A 21,035-nucleotide genomic window follows, 5' to 3' on the forward strand; every position below is an offset into this window, starting at 1 on the left:
GTTTCGCTCGTTGTTCAGTTTTCAAAGAACAATTTTTTCTCGTTGTCTTCGCTGTGTTTCAGCGGCGACTTTTATAATATATCACAGCTGCCTAGATGATTGCAAGTACTTTTTTTAAAAAGTTTTTTGAAGCTTTTATTTCCTTGCACTTGGCGCGAGAAGTAATATACCACGAATAAAAGGACGAGGTCAACCCTTCGTCCAAAAAAGTTTGTTTTCCTCAAACGATAAAGTATTGAACCCCTGCGATTAAAGCGATACCCGGGACTCCAAGGACGACAACAGTACCTATTGTAACCGGATTTAGCGGAATATATATATTCGGAATTAGGCCAGAGAAATTAAGTACATATAAGACGAAAGCCGCAAGCACAAAATGAATAGCGAAGTTACGGATCCAGCTCCATGACAATTTGCTTCTAAGTACAACTGCCACTAAAGCAACCGAAGATAAAATGAGCATCGCAAGCCATATGGTTTTCATTGAAGCGCCCCCCTCCAATGCGGCCAAGCGCTGCATGTGCGTTTGGCGATTCGAATAAGCATTTCATATCGCTTCTCCGCCGTAATAAGGGCAAAGATCGCATAATCTATTTGATCTTCGCCTACAGCGACGTTAAAGAAGCGCGTAGCGTTAATCCACTCTTTATGGGCCTCGGCTATTTCTTCGCGCAAGTGCTCCCTCCACTCCGCCGTATCGGCCTCAGGCACAGGTTCTACATAGGTTTTCTTTGCCCCTAATTGCAAAGTGTATGTTTCGTTCGATTGTTTTGTTGTTTTGCCTAGGTTACTCAACACACATCGCCTCCTTATAGCTCGTCCATTCGGACGAGACATTTCTATATATGTATAGAGGCTTGGACGAATTTAGAACGTACGCGTCACCGAAAACAAAAGAAGAGCCGCTTCCGATAACGGAAAGGGCTCCTCTTCATCTATTATGAATCATCTTAATTCCCGGCGACCTTCCAACGCTTTGGATAAAGTAACCTCGTCGGCATATTCGAGATCGCCTCCCACAGGTAAGCCATGGGCAATGCGCGTTACCCGAATGCCAAACGGTTTAACTAGCCTCGAGATATACATCGCCGTTGCTTCACCTTCGATATTCGGATTCGTTGCCAAGATCAGTTCTTGCACTCGCTCATCGCTCAAACGACGAAGAAGTTCAGCAATCTTGATCTGGTCCGGACCGATTCCCTCAATAGGCGAAATCGCTCCCTGAAGGACATGGTAATAGCCTTGAAATTCTTTTGTCCGCTCCATCGCCACAAGGTCCTTGGATTCCTGTACAACGCAGATAACCGAGTTGTCCCGCGATTTATCCTGACAGATCCGGCAAGGATCGGTATCGGTAATATTACAGCATACCGAGCAATACGTTAGGTTTCGCTTAACGCTTACCAGCGCCTTCGCGAAATCGATGACATCGTCTTCTTTCATACGGAGCACATGGAATGCCAATCTGGCAGCGGTCTTTGGTCCCACGCCGGGAAGCCGCGTAAAGGCATCGATCAATTTTGCAATCGGTTCGGGGTAAAACAAACGCTTTAGCTCCTTTCAAGCCTAGCGTAAACGGCTGACGCCGCCCTGAAGGCGGCGTCAGCAAACGTTTAAGCATGTATAGGATGGGACGTTACTCAGGCTTAGAACAAGCCCGGAATTTTCATGCCGCCAGTAAATTTGCCCATGTCTTGGTTTGCGATTTCGTCAACTTTGGCCAAGACGTCATTAACAGCCGTCAGAACAAGGTCTTGCAGCATTTCTACGTCGTCCGGATCTACCGCTTCCGGTTTGATCGTAATGCTCGTAATTTTCTTATGGCCGTTTGCTACGACAGTTACAACGCCGCCGCCCGCCGTACCTTCAACTGTTTTGTTTACGAGTTCTTCTTGCGCCTTCATCATTTGCTCTTGCATCTTCTTCACTTGCTTCATCATTTGATTCATGTTATTCATACTAATCACCTCATCATTATAGTTAATCAATCTTCTTTAATGACAACCAAATCCTCACCAAAAAGCTTAACCGCTTCCTCTACCCATTGTGGACGCTGTGCCTCTCCGGTGTCAATCGCGTCAGGCTGTAATTCCAGCGTTTCGCCTTGTTGATCGCCTGAACGACTGGCTGCATTCTGCCATTCCTTGATCATGCAAGTAGCAAGCCTCGTTGGGTTGCCGAATACGTCCTGCATCACCCGCTCGATAATCTCGCGGTGTGCCGGTCTTTCCGTAGTCTCCCGGTGCATGGTGTTCTTAAAGGCCACCAGAACCGTTCCATCGTTTGCCGATACCGGTTCGCCGTCAACCAGCCACGCATGGACCGTGATTCTAGCCTCCTTCACCCGATGAAGCACCTCGTTCCACTTCATCCGAACTTGCCCCGTACCCGGAGTTCCCGCCGCAGCGACAAAAGGATCCAGCTTCACAGTAGCTCTGCTGATCGCGGCGCTGCTTCCGCTAAAACCGCCTTTGCGGGATTGGCTGGAAGCCTGGCGAACCGCTCCTCCATCGGAAGCACTCGCAGCGGCAGCACCGCCACTCTGGATCAACTGCTCAAGCTTACGTTCCAGGATCTCAACTTGCTGGCGAAGTCGCTGTACCTCAGCAGAGGCGGCCGGCGCAGCGGCAGAAGCCCCTGATCCATCGCCTGCCCCGGAACCTGAAGCGCCTTCGTTGCCAATTGTACAAATTTTCATTAGAGCAACTTCAAACAACGTCTGCGGTTGTGAAGCATGCTTCATATCGGATTGATAGGTATTAAGCGTATCAATCATCTTAAATAACCGTTCGGAAGTAAAAGCATCCGCCATCTCCCGGAACCGATCGGCGTCAACAACCCGTTCCGTGACTGCCCCTTGCGGAGCTAGCTTTAACACAAGCAAATCGCGGAAATAAAACACTAAATTTTCCATGCATTTGTCCGCGCTTTTACCGGCTTGCGTCAAACCTTCCACGAGCGGCATAATGGCCGCAACGTTCCGGTCTCTAATTGCCTCCGCAAGCGCATAGAACTGATCCGCAGCCATGCCGCCCGTTACATCTACCGCTCCGTCCAGCGTAATTCTCGAACCGCCAAATGCGGCTACCTGCTCGAGCAGGCTGATCGCATCACGCATCCCGCCTTCGGACAATCTCGCGATGTAAGCAATCGCATCTTCTTCGGCCTCAATTCCTTCTTCCTGGCAAATCTCCCGAAGACGTTCCGATTGCTCTTCAAGCGATACTTGACGGAAGTCAAATCGTTGACAACGCGATATAATCGTTGCCGGCAGTTTATGCGGCTCCGTTGTAGCCAGAATAAAGATAACATGTCCGGGCGGCTCCTCCAACGTCTTCAGCAGCGCATTAAACGCCTCGGTGGTGAGCATGTGAACTTCGTCAATAATATATACTTTATACCGGACTTCAGATGGCGCGTACCGTACTTTGTCGCGGATATCGCGAATCTCATCAATACCCCGGTTAGACGCCGCATCGATCTCCACAACATCCATTATATGCCCCGCTGTTATGCCGCGGCAGGCATCACATTCATTACAAGGCTCCTCAGCAGGTCCGCGTTCACAGTTAACCGCTTTCGCCAACACCTTGGCAGCCGTTGTTTTCCCCGTTCCCCGGGGTCCGTTAAATAAATAAGCGTGCGAGACACGATTCTCCCGAATCGCATTTTGCAGCGTTTGTATGATATGCCGTTGTCCGACCATGTCCTGGAACGTCTGCGGACGCCAGGCACGATATAATGCAATATGACTCACGCGTTAACGTTCCTTTCGCAACTGCTTTTTATTCTTCTATTATACATCATGATGTCTATAAGCAAAACAAAAACACCTGCATTCTAGGCATCTGACTTTGGCAGCAGATACGCTTAGCTGGTGTTCCTCATTTGAAAACTATGAATAAATCTAGGTACCGTGCACCTGCCCTCGATAACATGCGATCCAGGCGGCACTCTTGCGTCTCAGCTCGGGTCAGGCACTCCCTCGGCACATGAACTAACTTGCTTATGGCTGCTTCCTTCCGGACCTGACCAGGTTCACAAGCGTCCATTGCGAAGGACCCAACCGTCAACACTGATTGCAAACGCCAAACCCTGCATCACATAACCTAAAGCAGGAATTCAACCTCGCTAAAGCGGATTGCGAGTTACAGGGCACCGCTAACTCCCCATCTAGCACGGCAAAACTAAGTATAGCCCATCCAAACGCAAAGCGCAACCGTAGTATAATGGCTGCCGCCTATTAACGGGATACTTTAACCTTGACATGGTAACGCGGCATATTAAATGCCACAACCTGCTGGACCTTGGCCTCAAGCGCCTCCATTTGGTCAGCCGTCAGTCCCGGAGTAGGATAAATGCGCACATTCAGATCTTCCCCGTTAAAAGAAACGCGGCTGCTCTTAACTCCGTCAATCGGTTGCAATACTTGATTAACCAGCTTCCTGTCCGATTCGTAGTTAAGGAAAGTCAGGTTATTGGGCAGGTTGGGATTACTGTTGGAATAACCCATGTACCCATCATGTCCATAGGTTTCCGACTTGCCGTCATTGGTCCGGTGGCCATTGTTGATGCCATCAGCCGCACAGCCGGCTAAGCTTCCAATCAGTAGAGCAGCAATAGCAAATCCCATAAATATTAAGCGCAGTTTGCGGCGCAGCATTTTTTTGGTAAGCAATCAAAAAACCTCCCTTTAACCATAGGATGGCTAAGGGAGGTTTTCTTATTCTGCCAATTTATGCGGCAGATGATGAGATTAGATGCCGTATTTCTTTTTGAAACGATCGACGCGACCGCCTGCATCCAAGAACTTTTGCTTACCCGTGAAGAACGGGTGGCATACGGAACAAACCTCTACGCGAAGGTTCGCTTTGATCGAACCAGTCTCGAACGTGTTACCGCAAGCGCAAGTGATGTTGGATACGTGGTATGTCGGATGAATACCTTGTTTCATCTCGTTCACCTCTTTCTGCCCTGAACCACATGCGGGTCCAGAGTTATAAATCACACAACTCGGATTATAGCACGACGATTACAAGCATGCAATGCCGATGTTTTGCCAACTACCTGCGTGCCGCAGCCGGCGGGAGATGCGTATACGAACCGATCACGACATCCGGAAGTTCTTCTCGAAGGATTTCGAGCATCTGCTTCATGCCGTAAATCTCGCCTTGGGCAGGCGGGATAAGCTGCAGATAGCTCTCCGGGTCGATATTGAGGTTCCTCATCTGAATCAACTTCAGACCCGTACGCTTCGCGAATCCGATCATTGCTTCGATCTCTTCCTCGCGATCCGTAACGCCAGGGAAAATGAGGTAGTTAATGGACGTATATACCCCTTTGTCCGTTGCGTACTTCAACGATTTCTCCACATTGGCCAGCGTATAAGCCCGCGGTTTGTAGTACGCATTATAATGATCGTCAAGCGCACTGATCGTGCTGACGCGCATAAGATCGAGACCCGCATCTACAATAGCCCGCATAAAATCGGTAAGTCCGGCGTTCGTATTGATATTAATATAGCCTTGCTTTGTCTGACTTCTGACAATCTTCATCGCTTCAACAATGATTTTGGCCTGCGTGGAAGGTTCGCCTTCGCAGCCTTGACCAAAGCTGATGATCGATTCCGGCGTCTTCAGATGCTCAAGCATAACTTCAACAATCTCATCGACCGTTGGTTTAAAGTTCATCCGTGTCTGAGGAGCGACAAAACCGCTGTCATCCGGCTGCTCCGAAATACATCCGAAACATCCCGCGTTACAGGAATAGGAGACAGGTACGCCGCCCTCCCAGCGCTGCAGAAACGTATTTGATGAAGTGAGGCATTCATAGCCGAGCGCGCAATGCGACAAATGCTTGTACAAACGGTTTTCCGGGTATTTCGCGGTCAGAAGTTCTACCCCTTTGCGCACATCTCCCCGGTCGCAGTTCAGCGGATCCCATTTGTAAGGATCATCGCTTTGCTCGGCCGCAACGTAAAACTCGCCGTCTTTCCAAACGACGGACGTGTATCCAAAGAGCGGAAACTTCTCATTCTTATCGGTCTTCACATAACTTGGCAGCGCCAACCGCGTAAAGCCTTGAGGAAGTAAAGCCCCTACCGCTTGATAGTTGCCGGAGAGCATTTGCATCTCACCGGTGTCCGGATCCATAAAGACCGGCCGGGTATGCGGCAGTCCTACTAGCGTAGCCCCCCTTGGCAAAGGGATCAACTCTTCCTCCATCAGCTCGACGATCATGTCGCCGCTCCGTCCAAGCGCAATATAATCGGGATGATCAAACACATTGCCTTTCTCATCCGCGTATACGAGATTCATCTTGATGTCCTCCTTCCAGCGGCACTACGAGCCGTGCGTCGTGCGCGGCGCTGGTCGCCTTCCGGTTGCTGCGCTGCTTTTGAGCCCCGTACCTGTCGCGCTTGATCCCGAACTTGTCCGCTGCTGCGGCGTAGGTTTATCTTCCAATGTATCAAGCGACATAAGGAATTCCTCATTCGTCTTCGAATCGGCAAGCTTCTTAAGGAAGCCGTCCACGAAGTCAGGCGTATCGGTCATATTGCGGCGCACAACCCATAATTTATCCAGTTCTTCTTTTGATAAAAGCATTTCTTCGCGGCGCGTACCCGATCTGCGGATATCCAGCGCCGGGAAAATACGGCGTTCTGCAAGCTTGCGGTCAAGATGCAGCTCCATATTGCCCGTACCTTTAAATTCTTCATAAATGATATCATCCATACGCGACCCTGTCTCAATAAGCGCCGTAGCGAGGATCGTCAAGCTGCCGCCCTCTTCCACGTTCCGTGCAGCGCCGAAGAAACGTTTCGGACGATGGAATGCTGCCGGATCAATACCGCCGCTAAGCGTACGGCCGGATGGCGGAACGACCAAGTTGTAGGCGCGGGCAAGACGAGTGATGCTGTCGAGCAAGATAACAACGTCTTTCTTATGCTCCACTAGACGCAAAGCTCTCTCAAGCACAAGCTCGGCCACCTTGATATGGTTCTCCGGTACTTCATCAAACGTCGAAGCAATGACTTCGCCTTTCACAGAACGCTGCATGTCCGTAACTTCCTCCGGACGTTCATCAATTAGCAACACAAACAATTCGATATCGGGATGATTTGTCGAAATACTGTTCGCTATTTCTTTGAGCAGCAAGGTTTTACCTGCTTTGGGCGGTGCTACAATCAATCCGCGTTGACCTAAGCCAACAGGTGCAAGCAAATCCATAATTCGTGTAGAAAGTTTGGAAGATGCCGTCTCCAGCACGAGTTTTTTCTGTGGATAAAGAGGAGTTAGCGCGGGAAAATGAAGTCTTTCAGCCGCTTGTACAGGATCGGTGCCGTTCACGGCATTTACCTGGAGGAGGCCAAAATATTTCTCCGAGTCTTTCGGCAGGCGGCATTTGCCTGATACTAGGTCGCCGGTACGCAGGTCAAACTTTCGAATCTGTGAAGCGGAGATATAAATATCCTCTTTGCTAGGCAAATAGTTGATCGGCCGGAGGAAACCAAAGCCTTCCGGTAAGGTTTCAAGTACACCTTGCATAAACATAAGGCCGCTTTTTTCCGCTTGCGCGCGTAATATTGCAAAAATCAGTTCCTTCTTCTTCAGCTGACCGTAATACGGAATTTGATACTGCTTCGCCAATTTGTACAGTTCGGTCAGCTTCATTTCTTCGAGATCGGAGATCTGAAGATCTGTCATATTCTCACCACTTTGTATTCAGTTTTAGCTATCATTATATACCCGATTTGGCGTCTTCTATTCGTTCTAACCCGCAGAAAGACGCCAAATCAAGATATTAAAATCCTACTTACTCCGACTCCCGCCAAACATCGGCGCCAAGCATGCGCAAATTATCAACAAGGTTGTCATATCCGCGATCGATGTACTCTACGCCCGTAATTTCCGTAATACCTTCCTTCACGGTTAAACCGGCGATAACTAGCGCAGCGCCTGCGCGCAAATCCGCCGCTTTGACTTTGGCCGCGAACAGCTCTCCGCCTTCAATAATGGCCGAACGGCCTTCAACACGGATATTAGCGCCCATGCGGTTGAGCTCCGGTACGTGCTTAAACCGGTTGCTATATACGTAATCGCTCAAGATACTAACACCTTTGGCCATAGCAAGCAAGGTAGTCATCGGAGATTGGAGATCCGTTGCAAAGCCCGGATAGACAAGCGCCTTAACGTCAACGGACGTGTAATCCGGAGCGCCGATAATGCGAATAGACTCATCCATCTCCTGAACCTTAACGCCCATTTCTTCCAGCTTGGCCGTCATGGCTTCCATATGTTTGGGTATGACGTTGTCGATCGTCACATCGCCGCCCGTTGCAGCGGCTGCAATCATATACGTGCCTGCTTGAATCCGGTCGGGAATGATCGAATGACGGCAGCCATGCATGCTGTCTACCCCTTCAATTCGGATCGTCTCCGTCCCAGCACCCTTAATTCGCGCACCCATCGAATTTAGAAGAGTTGCTACATCTATAATCTCCGGCTCTTTTGCCGCATTTTCAATGATGGTTGATCCTTTGGCACGCGATGCCGCCAGCATGATGTTAATGGTGGCCCCTACACTGACAACGTCTAAATAAATTTTAGCTCCGCGCAGCTCTTTTGCGTGAATACGCATCGAGCCTTGCTCGTTCGTAACCTTAGCTCCCAATGCTTCGAAACCTTTAATGTGCTGGTCGATTGGTCTTGGCTCGAAATTACAGCCGCCTGGCAAACCGATAATCGCTTCGCCAAATCGCCCAAGCATTGCACCCATCAAATAATAAGATGCACGAAGCAGCTTCACTTTACCGTTAGGCATCGGCTTCGACTCAAGACGCGATGGGTCAATCTTCATCACATCGCCCTGCCAGCTTACGACAGCGCCAAGGTCCTGCAGGATCTCACTATATACGACAACATCGCTTAAATGGGGCAAATTGTCCAATACCACTTCTGATTCTGCCAGTATAGCTGCCGGAACCAGAGCGACGGCACTGTTCTTCGCTCCGCTTATTTGGACGGTGCCTCGCAGTGGACGTCCACCGCGTATCATCAATTTCTCCATCAAATATAGTCCTCCCGAGATTTAAGAAGAGACAAAGGAAAACCGCCTTAGGGGCGAGCTTATAATAAAAGACTCGCTGTAATGGGCGGCTCATGATCCCGTGCTCCTATTATGCTTTTTCAAGAAATGCCTCAGTAGAAAGAAGCGGAATGTATTCATTTTAAAAAAATAGCAACATATCTATTAGACTTTTTATTCTGAGCCATTATACCATATCGGGACATGGAATGGTATTTGACTTACAGAAGTAGGCAAGTACTTAAAAATTATTAATTATTATCTCATAAAATAAAAAAAGGGCCCCTTAGGACCCTACCGCAAAGCGGTTGTTCGAGTTGCCGCCGTGAAGCTGCATATTAACCGCAATTCGCATCTCGTCAATATCAAACGGCTTCGTGAAATGCATAACGGCACCAAGATCCGTCGCTTCCTTGATCATGTCCAGTTCACCGTAAGCGGTCATCATAATGACTTTGATATCTCGGTTAATTGCCTTAACATGTTTCAAAATTTCGAGCCCGTCCATCCCCGGAATCTTCATATCAAGAAGAACAAGGTCAGGATTTTCCGCTTTCACAATTTCCAGCGCCAGCCTACCGTTTGAAGCTTGGAAAGTATTGTAGCCTTCACTGCTGAACACTTCCATTAGAAGCACTCGGATGCCATTCTGATCATCAACGATCAATAGCTTCTTCTTCTCCAAGATATTACCTCCCGCGACTCGAGCGACAACTGGTCAACTCTTCCATAATCGTTAATATATTCGAGCCGAGAGAGGCATTATCCTGCTTTCCTGTTAAAAAAAATGAAACATTCAATATTAGAACAGCCGTTCTTATTGGCCGGAGTAATTTAATGCCGCGCGCACAAATCCGCGGAAGAGCGGTTGCGGACGGTTAGGACGCGATGTAAACTCCGGATGGAATTGTACCGCGAGGAACCATGGATGCTCTGGAAGCTCCACCATCTCGACTAGACGGCCGTCTGGCGAAGTACCGGAAATCTTAAGACCCGCCGATTCAATGCGTTCACGGTATTCATTGTTGAACTCGTACCGGTGACGGTGACGCTCGTACACAAGCTCGTCGTCATATTCTGTAGCCGCAAGCGAACCCGGCTTCAATTTGCAAGGGTAAAGGCCAAGGCGCATCGTGCCGCCCATGTCTTCGATATCTTTTTGGTCAGGCATAAGGTCGATAACCGGATACGGCGTCGAAGGATTGATCTCCGCACTGTTCGCATTGAACAAACCAGCTACGCTGCGCGCGTATTCGATAACGGCAACTTGCATGCCAAGACAGATTCCGAAGAACGGAATTTGCTGCTCGCGGGCATAACGGATCGCCGATACTTTCCCTTCAATACCACGATCGCCAAAGCCGCCAGGCACCAAGATGCCATGTACGCCTTTCAACATTTCCGAAACATTATCGTCGTCGATTTCTTCGGCATTGACCCAACGCAGCTTCACTTCGGAATCCGCATCGATTCCCGCATGTCCAAGCGCTTCTACGATGGACAAATAAGCGTCGTGCAAAGCAACGTATTTACCAACGATCGCAATCTCCGTTGTTTTGTGGAGCGATTTCACGCGCTCAACCATGCTCTCCCACTCCGCCATGTCAGGCTGATTGGTCGTCAGCTTCAAGTGGTTCACAACGATATCGTCGAGGCCTTGTTCGCGAAGCATCAGCGGTACTTCGTACAACGTCGAAGCATCGATACATTCGACAACCGCGTTAGCATCGATATCGCAGAACAAGCCGATTTTGCGTTTCAGATCTTCCGAAAGCGCATGTTCGGTACGGCATACGATGACATTCGGCTGAATGCCGATGCTGCGCAGCTCTTTAACGCTATGCTGGGTTGGCTTTGTTTTAACTTCGCCAGCCGCTTTAATATATGGGATCAGGGTAACGTGAATGTACATCACGTTGTCGCGTCCGATGTCGCTCTTGATTTGACGGATGGCTTCAAGGAAAGGCAAGCTTTCGATGTCGCCTACTGTACCGCCGATCTCTGTGATCACGACGTCCGAACCCGCTTCTTTGCCGGCGCGGTAGACGCGTTCCTTGATTTCATTCGTAATATGCGGGATAACCTGTACCGTTCCGCCAAGATATTCGCCGCGGCGTTCTTTAGAAATAACGTTCGAGTAAATTTTGCCCGTTGTAACGCTGCTGTATTTCGTCAGGTTAATATCAATAAACCGTTCATAATGCCCAAGGTCAAGGTCAGTTTCCGCGCCGTCGTCTGTTACGAATACTTCGCCGTGCTGGTACGGGCTCATTGTTCCCGGGTCAACGTTGATGTAAGGATCGAACTTTTGAATCGTTACTTTCAAACCTCTGTTCTTAAGCAGACGACCGAGTGATGCAGCGGTAATCCCTTTGCCAAGCGATGAAACGACGCCCCCGGTTACAAAAATATATTTGGTCACTTTGCTAATACCCTCCATGCTCCTCTGGTTATGTTTAGGTTTTCCCATTTGTACGATAAACATGGATTAACAGACGCTCTATCTCTCTGTCCAGTTTATGGATGAACAAATCAGGTCCCTGAACTTGCTTCTACAAACAAAAAAAGTGACACCCGTCTTCACGGGGCACTTTTTATTTGGCGTATTATTAAACGTTAGCTTGCCGGCAAAAACAACTCGGCAATTGCTATATCCGCAGTGACTTCCATCCTTCTACAAAGGGAAAGTAAGCCATTGCTTGCTTATGCGGTACGTTTACCGAATCTTAAAGCCCATGCAATAGTTTACTCTGCCCGTATACGGACTGTCAAGGGTAAAGACAGCCAAGCTAAGAGACGACTATTTGTCGTCTTCTTCGTCCTCTTCGTCTTCAAAATCTTCTTCCTCATCGGAATCTTCTTCGCCGAGTTCAGCATCAGCGTCAAGCTCTTCGTCGACTTCTTCGTCTTCAAGCTCTTCGTCACCAATGCCAGCCTCTTCATCGGCTTCCGCTTCTTCTTCGGATTCGCTGAATTCGCGATCTTCATCGTAAGAATCGTAATCCTCTTCCTCGGCTGCGTACGAATCATCTTCCTCATCCGCGAACAGATCCTCATCGTCATCGTCGTCATCATTAATGATACGCGGACGTTTTGCGTTCGTAATCGGATCCTCGTTGCGTTCAACCGGATACCAGCGTTTCAGCCCCCACATGTTGCTGCCAACGCAGGCGAACCTGCCGTCAATGTTAATCTCCGTATATACTTGAGCGATTACATGATTGATTCCATCCGCGGAAAGTCCGCGAATTTTCGCAATTTCCATCATCAGGTCACGGTAGTAGTAAGGCGTATTGGCTGCCTTCAGCACTTCAAACGCCAAGTCCACCATAGGCATTTCTTTCATCCGCTCCGGATCGAGCTTCAATGTAATATTGCCGTTGCTCACATGGACACATCCTCTCTTGCTATCTTCATACTTTCGTAATCATAACCAATATCAAAGTATAGTAAAACCTATTTTATTCAAAAAAGCAAGCTGTCCGCCCGCTGCTTCAAATGATAACAATCTTCCCGCCAAAAAGAAAAAAAGCGAAGGGCTGTCCCTTCGCTTTGACTGTATCCATCCGGAGAACGCATTTGTCATGCATAACCGGAGCGGTAAGAGTCGCTAGAACTCTTACATCATCCTATGTCCTTCGTGCGGTTTTGACACGGTTTCACGCCTAATTATCTGAAAAAAGGCAAGTTGCTCATGCGGCCGAACCCCCGTCTTCATACAATAGTTCAGCATCGTCCGTCGGGAGGGGACGCGTAATTGGACATCACCGCTTTTCTCCATTGGTTGAAGGACACGATGGCTTGCACGGGCCAAACGACAAAAAATCGTATTATCCGATTTCAGCAGCAAGGGGATTATCGACGGTTTCTGCAAGAAATGTCAGAAGAGTCGACAGCTTCTCCGGAATTGAAGTCGGTTAAGCAAATGCGTATCATACGTGCAATTTCTTGTCAGCTCCCTGTCGAAGCAACTTTATCTGGATTTTCCGGCGGCGTATGGATTGAGAACGACCGCCGCGTTACCGTTCACACCGCAGCAAAAACCATGCCATTGGAAAAAGGCATCCCCTGGGGCGTGCAACAGATCAAGGCTCCGCTTGCCTGGAGTTCAACGACCGGCCATCGCATCAAAATCGGCGTCATCGATACGGGCGTAGACTTCAGCCATCCGGATCTCCGCCAATCGCTGTCGCGCGGCATCAACCTGCTCAACCGCAGCATGTTGCCTCATGACGACAACGGCCATGGCACTCATATTACCGGAACAATAGCAGCAGCCAACCAAATGCACGGCATGATCGGCATCGCGCCACGGGCGCAAATTCTCCCGGTAAAAGCATTCGACCATAATGGAAGCGCCTTTGTTTCCGACATTATACTCGGCATCGATTGGTGCGTACGGAACCGGGTCCATATTATTAATATGAGCTTTGGCATGAAAACACGCAGCAAAGCTCTCCTCAATGCGATTAACAACGCTTATAATGCCGGTGTTATCGTTGTCGCTTCCTCGGGCAACGACGGCAAACGCCGGTCCGTCGACTACCCGGCCAGATATCCCCAGACGATATCGGTTGGCGCAACCAACAAGCTGCGGCGCATCGCTCCCTTCAGCAACCGGGGAACGTTTATTGATATTTATGCGCCCGGCGATAAAATCTTTTCTGCTTGGCTCCGCGGCAAATACCACGAGATGAGCGGAACATCGATGGCCACTTCCCATGTGAGCGGGGCCATCGCCTTGCTGCTTGCTTACAAGCCGGGACTGACACCCGCGGAGATTAAAGCTATTTTGAAAAAATCGTACCTGCCGCTGCGGAGCACAAAAGCTCCCCGTTATACCGGGGAGCTTGATGTGATGAAGATGCTCGGGGCCGCGGAACGATAGCAAGAAGAGCATACACTGCCTTTGAAATTATTGGCGGCGAACCATGTATCTCCCTCCGGTTGCAGTTGACGCTGAGAAATTTGAACTTACTCATTACAAACGAGATTTCTCAGTCGTCAAAGGCAAGCGCTGCGCTCCTCCGGGAGATACATTGTCCTTGCCCTTTTTCATCGTTCCTGTTGAAGGGACAGTAGAACCCGTTCTTGGGATTTCCCCGGAACGGGTTCTTTGATTAGGAATTACATTACGTGATTGCTACGCTGTATGGAGTGCAGTATATTGGCTCGATTCTAGCCAGTACAGCGTATGAGGCGCTGGAGTGCTAATAGATAGGAATATACTGTATTTGGTGCATTGTAACTGCATGGAGAAAGAGAAAAAGTCGCCGATTAGTGATAGTACAAGCAAGTTTGGAACATAGATCGGGAGTCTCCAAACGCAGCAAAGCCGCCAGAGTTAACTGGCGGCTTTCTAGTATAGGCGGGCGGATAAGCTACATCCGCTCCGGAGCCGATACGCCAACGAGGCGGAGCGTGTTGGCGAGAACGGTGCGGACAGCGCCGAGCAAAGCGATGCGCGCCTGGGTTTGAGCCGCGTCTTCGGTAATGACGCGCTCGGCTTTGTAATAGCTGTGGAACTGCGAAGCCAGTTCATACACGTAACGGACCAGGCGATGCGGCGCGTATTGGGCCGCAGCTTCCGACACTTCCTGCGGAAGCTCGCCGAGCTTGCGAAGCAGGTCGAATTCGGCTTCGGAGTTCAGCTTGCCGAAGTCGATTTCGCTGATAGGCAGAAGAGCAACGTTTTGCTCCTCCGCCTGGCGGAAGATGCTGCAAATGCGCGCATGCGCATATTGCACATAGAAGACCGGGTTCTCGTTCGAAGTCGAGATCGCAAGGTCCATATCGAAATCCAGATGCGAGTCCATGCTGCGCATCGTGAAGAAGTAACGAATCGCGTCAACGCCAACTTCGTCCATCAGGTCCTGCATCGTAACGGCTTTACCGGTACGTTTGGACATTTTTACTTTCTCGCCGTCTTGGAACAGGCTTACCATCTGCGCGATCAACACGACTAATTTGTCCGGATCGTTGCCGAGGGCTGCCATTGCCGCTTTCACGCGCGGGATGTAACCGTGGTGGTCAGCGCCCCAAATGTTGATCATTTTATCGTAACCGCGGCTGAATTTGTCGCGGTGGTACGCGATATCCGGCGTCAAATAAGTGTAAGAGCCGTCATTTTTCACAAGCACGCGGTTCTTGTCGTCGCCATAAGGCATAGTCGACAGCCATGTCGCGCCTTCTTCTTCATAGACTTGGCCTTTCGCCTTCAGCGCTTCAAGCGCTTGCTCCACAAGGCCGCTCTCATACAGCGATGTTTCGCTGTACCAGATGTCGAAGCCAACGCGGAAGCGTCCGAGGTCGCGCTTGATCTTGTCCAGTTCCTTCTCCAAGCCGAATTGGCGGAAATAAGTGAAGCGCTCTTCGTCGGACAACGAAAGAAGGCTGTCGCCTTTTTCCCCGGCAAGCAGCTTGCCAAAGCCCACGATGTCTTCGCCATGATAGCCGTCTTCCGGCATTTCAGCAGCTTGTCCAAGCGCCTGACGGTAACGTGCTTCGATCGAGCGAGCCAGGTTATTCACCTGGTTGCCAGCGTCATTGATATAGTACTCGCGCGTAACTTCGTATCCTGCGAAGTCGAGCACGTTGCAAAGCGCATCGCCAACGGCCGCGCCGCGGGCATGTCCAAGGTGAAGACTGCCTGTCGGATTCGCGCTTACGAACTCGACCTCAACCTTTTGCCCAGCTCCGTCGCCTACTCGACCGTAGTTGTCTCCCGCTGTTGTAATTTCACCGATAACGGAATATAAATAGCTCTTGTCCATGCGGAAGTTAATAAATCCCGGACCTGCAATCTCGGCCGATTGAATGCCGAATTTCTCGCCGTTCAGGTTCGCAATAATCGTCTCGGCGATTTGACGGGGATTTTTCTTAGCCAGCTTCGTCAGCTGCATAGCCGCGTTCGTCGCGAGGTCGCCATGCGCTTTGTCTTTCGGCACTTCCAGCACAAAAGCAGGAAGCTCCTCGCGTGCAGCAAGACCACCCGCAACTGCCGCATCCGCGATGGCTTCCTTCACCTTCTCATACATTTGATCCAATACGTTCGTACTCATTCTTCCTACTCCTCCTGTATATGGAGCCGGTTATGGAACCGGCCCGATAAATGTTCATGTATCCATAGCTCGTACTTCCATTCGATCGTACACGGCGGCTCGGCTAAAGACAGATCTTCGCCGTTCTCCCCTTTAACCGCGAGAAGTTCCGTACCCGTCTCCATCGCAAACGATGTATATGGCGATCGGTAACGGCCGCTGCGTCTCGCTTCCCCGGGAACAAACAGCTGATCCGACTCTACAACGCCGCGGCGTGTAATCGACAGCTCCCCGGTCTTGTAGCGCAAAAGCGTACGAATGGGATCTTCAGTACCTTCCACCAGTTCGTCATAACGAATATATACGGAACGATCCTTGCGGAACCATTCCCCTTTATACGTATGTACCTCCGACTCACCGTCTTGGGTGCTTGTCAGCGTAATCTTTACCGCCACTCTATCTGGCATAACCAATGCTCCTATATCTCCAGTCTTCTCGTATGTTACTACTATATACAGGAAGCCCCGTAATTTCAACGATTGTGCGCTATTCCGGCAATTCCAAATAAGGCAAAAGAGCCTTCCACACTTCAATCCGGTCCTCCAGATTGCGCATCTTTTGAGTTGGAATCGGACTGGTTGAGGGCATCTTCAATAAGGTGATATCGCGGAATGCCGGATGATCGCGGAAATATTTGCGGAACGTATCATAAGCTTTGCTTCCATTAAAAGCAAAACCTTTCAAGCCCGGATACTGCTTCAGCAAGGCAGGAAGGTCATTAGGCCTCTCGTTCTTGATATTCACGTCAAGGCTTCCGGGACGTTCGCAAGATTCGATTACATCAAATACCGCCAAATGATGGTCCTGCAAAAAAGCAAGCCGTTTCCCGTAATCCTCATCCGGTGCTCCCGCGTCAAACAAACCGTACACCATTCCCCAGAAATAATTGCGCGGATGGCCGTAAAACTGCCGGTGCTCCAGCGACTTCACGCTTGGCGCCGTCCCTAGCACGAGCACCCGGGCGCGCTCGTCGATCACGGGCGGGAATGAATAGATTCGCTCTGCTTGCCCTTGCTCCTGCTCCATACAAAGACCTCCCCTTCTTACGGTCAATCGAAAAGAGACGGCTGCCCTACAGCTTGCACAAGCCGTAGGTTGCAGTCGTCTCTTCAGGTTACGCAAAAGATTAAAATTACTTCACGAGGTCTTCCACAAATTTAGGCAGAACAAATGCTGCTTTGTGAAGGCGTGGCGTGTAGTATTTCGTAGCGATCTCGCCGATCGAAGCTTCGTCCACTTCAAGCGGATCATACTTCTTGGAGCCCATTGTAAATGTCCACAGACCGCTTGGGTAAGTCGGAATGTTAGCGCCGTAGACGCGTACGATCGGGAATACTTCCTTCACGTCTTTGTTCACGCTTTGGATCAGGTCCGCTTTGAACCAAGGGTTGTCGGTTTGAGCCACGAAGATGCCGTCTTCCTTCAACGCTTCGTAAATGCCTTGGTAGAAACCGCGAGTAAACAAGTTAGCTGCCGGGCCAACAGGCTCCGTCGAGTCAACCATGATAACGTCGTACGTATTTTTATGATCATGAATATGCATGAAACCGTCGTTTACGAGCACTTCAACGCGTGGGTTGTCCAGTTCGCCCGCAATCGTCGGCAGGTATTTCTTCGAATATTCGATAACCTTGCCGTCGATATCAACGAGTACGGCTTTTTTCACTTTTGGATGTTTCATAATTTCACGGATAACGCCGCCGTCACCGCCGCCTACAACAAGTACATGCTCCGGGTTCGGATGCGTGAAGAGTACCGGATGGGCTACCATTTCGTGATACACGAACTCATCTTTAACCGTAGTCATGACCATGCCGTCGAGAACCAGCATCGTGCCGAATTCTTCCGTTTCGATCATATCGAGCTGTTGAAAATCCGTTTGTTCATTTACATACGTTTTTGTAATCTTCGCCGTAATGCCGAAGTTTTCGGTTTGTTTTTCTGTATACCACAATTCCATAGCGATAAATCCCTTCTTTCCGTCAATGGTTCTCCATGTATTATAGTAGTTCGGGGCGAAAAATCAACCTTTTCTAGCATCCTTCCATGAATATCGCTCCCCACCTTTTTCCATACTAAGGAAAAGGTCGTTCTTGCGAAGGGAGCACCATCATGAAGAAGCAGCAGATCAGGCCGGGCAAACCGCGCCGCAAATATGCTTTTCCTATTATAACCGAACGTTTTCTCCCTCATGTTATGAGGTTCAAAAAAAGCTTGCGCTTAACCGCCGCCATTACAGCTGTAATGGTGCTTGGCATCGTGTCTATGTTGCTTTATTTGCGTTTTCAGTCTCTGCCGGCAACGTCAATCAGCCAGTCCTCCCGCATGCTTGATTTGCAGGGACAGGTCATCGATACCTTCCATACGGGAGAGAACCGCAGTTCGGTTCCGCTTAACGATATTTCGCCTTATCTCATTAAGGCCACGCTGGCGATTGAAGACCACCGCTTTTATGAGCATAAAGGCTTTGATATGAAAGGGATGGCCCGTGCCGTAATGGTCAACGTAGAGACGATGTCGGCGAAACAAGGGGCCAGCACCTTGACCCAGCAGCTTGCGCGCAATCTATATCTTACCCATGAGAAGACATGGGAGCGCAAGCTGAAGGAAGCGATGTATACCGTTCAGCTCGAGATGAACTACTCCAAGGATGAAATCCTTGGCCTGTACTTGAACCAGATTTATTACGGGCATGGCGCTTACGGCATTGAAGCCGCTTCGCAGCTGTATTTCAAGAAACACGCTTCGCAATTGACGCTTGCCGAAAGCGCCATGCTGGCCGGCATTCCGAAGGGGCCGAAATATTATTCCCCGTTCATGGATATGAAAAACGCCAAAGACCGCCAGCTGACCATTCTGCACGCCATGAAGGAAGCAGGCGATATTACAGAGGAACAGGCAGATGCCGCTTATAAGGAAGTATTGACGTTCCAACCGCTCGGCTCCGGCGAACAAGCGGGTTTTGCCCCTTACTTCCGCGACTACATCCGTTATATTGCCGTCGATAAGCTGGGCATTAATGAACAGCTATTAAATGAAGGCGGAGTGACGATCTATACAACGCTGGATCCTACGGCGCAGCGTGCAGCCGAAGACGCGGTGAAGAACGGTCTGGCCGGAAGCGAAGAACAGCAAGCCGCGCTTGTTTCCATCGACCCGCGGAATGGGTATATAAAAGCAATGGTCGGCGGGCGCGACTACAAGACCAACCAGTACAACCGGGCGCTTGCCGAAACCCGTCAGCCGGGATCTTCATTTAAACCTGTCCTTTACCTGACGGCTTTGCACAGCGGCTTCATGACGCCGGTTACCCGGTTCAAAAGCGAGCCAACCGCCTTCACCTATGATGAAGGACGCAAATCTTACGAACCGCACAATTATAATGACAAGTATTTCAATGACTTCATCGATATGCGCACGGCCATTGCAAGCTCGGACAATATTTATGCGGTCAATACAATTATGACGGTGGGCGCCGATCGCGTCATTGAGACCGCGCGGAAGCTCGGCATTACAAGTCCGATGAATCCCGTCCCGTCTCTAGCGCTTGGCACATTCCCGGTCAGCCCTCTTCAGATGGCTTCGGCGTTTGCCGTTATTGCCAATGGGGGCGTAAAGGTAGAGCCTATCGCGATCTTGCGCATCACGGACAAGAGCGGACATATTATATATGAAGCGGAACGTCATGAAGAGCAAGTGATTAACCCGGCAGAGGCGTACGTGATGACTAGTCTGATGGAAAGCGTATTTGAGGGCGGGGGAACCGCGAACCGCGTCTCTTCCATTATAAAAAGACCTGTAGCCGGCAAGACCGGCACAACATCGACGGATGCATGGCTGGTCGGGTATACGCCTGAGCTTACTACCGCCGTATGGGTCGGTTATGACAAAAACCGGAAGTTGACCCTGACCGAGGCCCATCGCGCCGCTCCAATCTTCGCCCAATACACCGAGCAGGCCTTATCGGCCATACCTCCGAAAATTTTTCCGATTCCGGGCGGCGTGGTTAACGTATACGTGGATCCTTCAAGCGGCAAGCTAGCAGCAGCCACTTGTCCCAATAAACGGCTGGAATCCTTTGTTGCGGGCACGGAACCAACGGAAGTATGCGGCGGACCGGCAGCCAAAGATACGCCAGCAGACAGCACCGCGAAGGAAAACAATCGCACCTGGTGGAACGATTTGAAGCGCTGGTGGAAAAACTAGTGTAGATTGGATCGTAAATTTGTCTGAAATTTGATCAAAAAGTGAAATTTCTTTGAACAAACCTCATATACTGTGGTATAGTAGAAACAAGAAGTAAGCACTTACAAACTTTATGGGAGTGTTTCAGATGGCTACGAAAACTGCATCGGTAAACAATGTAAAGTCGGATACGGAATTAGCGGCTGCAAGCGTAAAACGTCTCGTTACTCTTATGACCATATTCGCTTGGACAGCTCTGACAGTTGGCGTGTTGTTGTGCCTAATCAAAATCAGCCACTTTAGTGATAAGAATACAACTTTGATGGTTGGCGTTGGTTTCCTCGTCGGCAGTGTATTCATTTACACCATCGGCACAGCTATTGCTCTAGTCCATGCAAGACTCCAGCAAGCCAAAGAAGACGAACCAAACGACGATCAATCCAACCATATATTGTAGGGTAGGATCTACTTTTAAAAAACCGCCTTTTCGTCAATATTGACGGAAGGCGGTTTTTTTGTGTTGTTTTTCCATGGAAGTTTCGAACAGTTGTCAATATGGTGAAGATTCTTTTACAGAAAAAAGACGAATTGTTGTCGTAATTGTTAATCCCGCAGTTATTTTCCGCGACTTCTGCTAATCTTAATGACAAGAAGCAATATTGA

20 protein-coding genes and 1 other RNA gene are annotated in these 21,035 nt (G+C 49.7%); 3 read left to right on the forward strand and 18 right to left on the reverse strand.

Features of this window, described 5'->3' with window-relative positions:
• Positions 1–220: 220 nt before the first annotated feature.
• The 14 genes from QQK89_RS28390 to rpoE form a co-directional block, all read right to left on the reverse strand.
• Positions 221–484, reverse strand: a complete 264-nt coding sequence (locus QQK89_RS28390) for a pro-sigmaK processing inhibitor BofA family protein (RefSeq protein ID WP_284242132.1) — start codon at positions 482–484, stop codon at positions 221–223.
• Entirely contained in the window at positions 481–798 is a 318-nt protein-coding gene (locus QQK89_RS28395) for a DUF2508 family protein (protein WP_284242133.1), read from the reverse strand. Before QQK89_RS28395 ends, QQK89_RS28390 begins: the two co-directional genes overlap by 4 nt.
• A gap of 147 nt (positions 799–945) precedes the next feature.
• A complete protein-coding gene (gene recR / locus QQK89_RS28400; protein WP_284242134.1) occupies positions 946–1,545 on the reverse strand; it encodes a recombination mediator RecR in 600 nt (199 codons plus the stop codon).
• 101 nt (positions 1,546–1,646) lie between these two features.
• The gene (locus QQK89_RS28405; RefSeq protein WP_284242135.1) at positions 1,647–1,958 is read right to left on the reverse strand and encodes a YbaB/EbfC family nucleoid-associated protein; all 312 of its coding nucleotides are present in this window, start codon (positions 1,956–1,958) and stop codon (positions 1,647–1,649) included.
• Positions 1,959–1,984: 26 nt separating this feature from the next.
• Positions 1,985–3,757, reverse strand: a complete 1,773-nt coding sequence (dnaX, locus tag QQK89_RS28410) for a DNA polymerase III subunit gamma/tau (protein ID WP_284242136.1) — start codon at positions 3,755–3,757, stop codon at positions 1,985–1,987.
• Between the two features lie 157 nt (positions 3,758–3,914).
• An RNA gene (ffs, locus tag QQK89_RS28415) (signal recognition particle sRNA large type) lies at positions 3,915–4,182 on the reverse strand.
• A gap of 61 nt (positions 4,183–4,243) precedes the next feature.
• Positions 4,244–4,678 (reverse strand): hypothetical protein, encoded by a 435-nt coding sequence (locus QQK89_RS28420; RefSeq protein WP_284242137.1) that lies wholly within the window; start codon positions 4,676–4,678, stop codon positions 4,244–4,246.
• Between the two features lie 78 nt (positions 4,679–4,756).
• Entirely contained in the window at positions 4,757–4,954 is a 198-nt protein-coding gene (gene rpmE / locus QQK89_RS28425; protein ID WP_284242138.1) for a 50S ribosomal protein L31, read from the reverse strand.
• Between the two features lie 109 nt (positions 4,955–5,063).
• Positions 5,064–6,317, reverse strand: a complete 1,254-nt coding sequence (locus tag QQK89_RS28430) for a radical SAM protein (RefSeq protein ID WP_284242139.1) — start codon at positions 6,315–6,317, stop codon at positions 5,064–5,066.
• 24 nt (positions 6,318–6,341) lie between these two features.
• Entirely contained in the window at positions 6,342–7,706 is a 1,365-nt protein-coding gene (gene rho, locus QQK89_RS28435) for a transcription termination factor Rho (protein ID WP_284242140.1), read from the reverse strand.
• Positions 7,707–7,815: 109 nt separating this feature from the next.
• On the reverse strand, positions 7,816–9,069 hold the full coding sequence (locus QQK89_RS28440) for a UDP-N-acetylglucosamine 1-carboxyvinyltransferase (RefSeq protein WP_284242141.1): 1,254 nt from the start codon (positions 9,067–9,069) through the stop codon (positions 7,816–7,818).
• 304 nt (positions 9,070–9,373) lie between these two features.
• Complete coding sequence (locus QQK89_RS28445; RefSeq protein WP_012772140.1) at positions 9,374–9,772, reverse strand: response regulator; 399 nt, start codon at positions 9,770–9,772, stop codon at positions 9,374–9,376.
• Between the two features lie 132 nt (positions 9,773–9,904).
• Entirely contained in the window at positions 9,905–11,509 is a 1,605-nt protein-coding gene (locus QQK89_RS28450) for a CTP synthase (protein WP_284242142.1), read from the reverse strand.
• Positions 11,510–11,887: 378 nt separating this feature from the next.
• On the reverse strand, positions 11,888–12,433 hold the full coding sequence (rpoE, locus tag QQK89_RS28455; RefSeq protein WP_284242191.1) for a DNA-directed RNA polymerase subunit delta: 546 nt from the start codon (positions 12,431–12,433) through the stop codon (positions 11,888–11,890).
• Between the two features lie 411 nt (positions 12,434–12,844).
• Between rpoE and QQK89_RS28460 the strand changes: the two genes are divergently transcribed.
• Positions 12,845–13,975: a S8 family peptidase gene (locus QQK89_RS28460; RefSeq protein ID WP_284242143.1), complete on the forward strand. Its 1,131-nt coding sequence runs from the start codon at positions 12,845–12,847 to the stop codon at positions 13,973–13,975.
• Positions 13,976–14,468: 493 nt separating this feature from the next.
• Here QQK89_RS28460 and argS read toward each other — a convergent pair whose 3' ends face one another.
• The 4 genes from argS to speE form a co-directional block, all read right to left on the reverse strand.
• A complete protein-coding gene (argS, locus tag QQK89_RS28465; protein ID WP_284242144.1) occupies positions 14,469–16,148 on the reverse strand; it encodes an arginine--tRNA ligase in 1,680 nt (559 codons plus the stop codon).
• 5 nt (positions 16,149–16,153) lie between these two features.
• Positions 16,154–16,594, reverse strand: coding sequence for a DUF1934 domain-containing protein (locus QQK89_RS28470; RefSeq protein ID WP_284242145.1), 441 nt, complete (start codon positions 16,592–16,594; stop codon positions 16,154–16,156).
• Between the two features lie 79 nt (positions 16,595–16,673).
• Positions 16,674–17,213 carry a DNA-deoxyinosine glycosylase gene (locus tag QQK89_RS28475; RefSeq protein WP_284242146.1) on the reverse strand — a complete coding sequence of 180 codons (540 nt, stop codon included), beginning with the start codon at positions 17,211–17,213 and terminating at the stop codon, positions 16,674–16,676.
• Positions 17,214–17,319: 106 nt separating this feature from the next.
• Positions 17,320–18,147: a polyamine aminopropyltransferase gene (speE, locus tag QQK89_RS28480; protein ID WP_284242147.1), complete on the reverse strand. Its 828-nt coding sequence runs from the start codon at positions 18,145–18,147 to the stop codon at positions 17,320–17,322.
• Between the two features lie 152 nt (positions 18,148–18,299).
• Here speE and QQK89_RS28485 point away from each other — a divergent pair, with 152 nt between their 5' ends.
• A complete protein-coding gene (locus QQK89_RS28485) occupies positions 18,300–20,393 on the forward strand; it encodes a transglycosylase domain-containing protein (RefSeq protein WP_284242148.1) in 2,094 nt (697 codons plus the stop codon).
• Between the two features lie 127 nt (positions 20,394–20,520).
• Positions 20,521–20,829 carry a hypothetical protein gene (locus QQK89_RS28490; protein WP_284242149.1) on the forward strand — a complete coding sequence of 103 codons (309 nt, stop codon included), beginning with the start codon at positions 20,521–20,523 and terminating at the stop codon, positions 20,827–20,829.
• The last annotated feature ends 206 nt before the right edge of the window (positions 20,830–21,035 follow it).

This window comes from Paenibacillus glycanilyticus, assembly GCF_030161375.1.
GTDB lineage: Bacteria > Bacillota > Bacilli > Paenibacillales > Paenibacillaceae > Pristimantibacillus > Pristimantibacillus glycanilyticus_B.

What these genes read in the sequence shown, in the direction of transcription:
- rpmE (WP_284242138.1), bottom strand. Translation starts at nt 4,954, where the DNA reads ATGAAACAAGGTATTCATCCGACATACCACGTATCCAACATCACTTGC.
- QQK89_RS28430 (WP_284242139.1), bottom strand. Translation starts at nt 6,317, where the DNA reads ATGAATCTCGTATACGCGGATGAGAAAGGCAATGTGTTTGATCATCCC.
- QQK89_RS28440 (WP_284242141.1), bottom strand. Translation starts at nt 9,069, where the DNA reads ATGGAGAAATTGATGATACGCGGTGGACGTCCACTGCGAGGCACCGTC.
- rpoE (WP_284242191.1), bottom strand. Translation starts at nt 12,433, where the DNA reads ATGAAAGAAATGCCTATGGTGGACTTGGCGTTTGAAGTGCTGAAGGCA.
- QQK89_RS28405 (WP_284242135.1), bottom strand. Translation starts at nt 1,958, where the DNA reads ATGAATAACATGAATCAAATGATGAAGCAAGTGAAGAAGATGCAAGAG.
- QQK89_RS28475 (WP_284242146.1), bottom strand. Translation starts at nt 17,213, where the DNA reads ATGGAGCAGGAGCAAGGGCAAGCAGAGCGAATCTATTCATTCCCGCCC.
- QQK89_RS28390 (WP_284242132.1), bottom strand. Translation starts at nt 484, where the DNA reads ATGAAAACCATATGGCTTGCGATGCTCATTTTATCTTCGGTTGCTTTA.
- QQK89_RS28485 (WP_284242148.1), top strand. Translation starts at nt 18,300, where the DNA reads ATGAAGAAGCAGCAGATCAGGCCGGGCAAACCGCGCCGCAAATATGCT.
- QQK89_RS28470 (WP_284242145.1), bottom strand. Translation starts at nt 16,594, where the DNA reads ATGCCAGATAGAGTGGCGGTAAAGATTACGCTGACAAGCACCCAAGAC.
- rho (WP_284242140.1), bottom strand. Translation starts at nt 7,706, where the DNA reads ATGACAGATCTTCAGATCTCCGATCTCGAAGAAATGAAGCTGACCGAA.
- QQK89_RS28490 (WP_284242149.1), top strand. Translation starts at nt 20,521, where the DNA reads ATGGCTACGAAAACTGCATCGGTAAACAATGTAAAGTCGGATACGGAA.
- argS (WP_284242144.1), bottom strand. Translation starts at nt 16,148, where the DNA reads ATGAGTACGAACGTATTGGATCAAATGTATGAGAAGGTGAAGGAAGCC.
- speE (WP_284242147.1), bottom strand. Translation starts at nt 18,147, where the DNA reads ATGGAATTGTGGTATACAGAAAAACAAACCGAAAACTTCGGCATTACG.